The 895-nt window shown below is 38.0% G+C and carries 1 protein-coding gene; it reads left to right on the top strand.

What is annotated here, in order from left to right:
* A partial coding sequence (locus DD606_RS25730; protein WP_139158414.1) for a hypothetical protein occupies nucleotides 1-833 on the top strand: 833 nt, incomplete at its 5' end.
* Between the last annotated feature and the right edge of the window lie 62 nt (nucleotides 834-895).

Here is an 895-nt window from a genome sequence, read left to right as displayed (position 1 = left end):
ATGATATCCCAATCTTCTTCGGAAATCTAGAAGAAGATGTTGATGATTTTCTTGCTAATTTTAGAATGGTTTGTCGTATCCTTGGTAAAAGGGATGACATTGAAAAAGGGGATTTTCTATTGCTATGCCTTAGAGGCAACGCTGAGCAATGGTTTTGGAGTATTTCTTCTCAGATTGAAGATGGGTATACCCAAATTTCCAAAGCTTTGAAGACCAGATTCTCTAAATTTCCAACAACAGAGAAAGCATGGGCTTCATTAGAGAGACTTCAACAACATGGTGAAGACTACTATGCTTATGATGATATTTTTTCTCGTCAATGGGGAGGATGTCGGTTTAGTTCTACATTTCCAGATTATGTAAAAATGGAGCAATTTATTTCGGGTTTGTCTCCTTTCCTAAAGACTAAGGTTACTTGTAGTGGACCCTCTACCTTTGAAGAAGCGGTCACTATTGCCCGAAGGAAGTTTCACAAGTACTTCTACATCAAAAATGGTTTCCATCCTGTTGGAAGAACCAACCATCATGAAAGTGTTTCTATCAAGGAGTCATCTCCTTTGCCATACTTGTCTCCTTCTACTCCGACAAATGTTGAAGAAGTTACTTACATGCCAACTGATTATTCAAGTGCTAAAGTGTGTGGCCAAGATTCAAATGTGGAATCTCTTTCTTCTACCTTTATCACAAGCATGCAAAAATTGACACAAGATATCTCAAATGGCATTGATGATTCAATAATGGATACATCCAACCTTTTGGCGGAGGATCAATTTCTAGTCCGAGCAGACGAATCATTTGTGCAACATGACTCTATGGAGAATGAAGACCTTTAAGGTAACCTTGATCTTATGGAATGTTCTGAGAGTGTATCTTGTCTAAAGAAGAGATTGAAGAA

The sequence above is a fragment of the Enterobacter cloacae complex sp. GF14B genome (assembly GCF_004136805.1).
In the GTDB taxonomy this organism is placed as follows: Bacteria; Pseudomonadota; Gammaproteobacteria; order Enterobacterales; family Enterobacteriaceae; genus Enterobacter; species Enterobacter hormaechei_C.
This window is presented reverse-complemented; position numbering and strand designations above follow the sequence as displayed.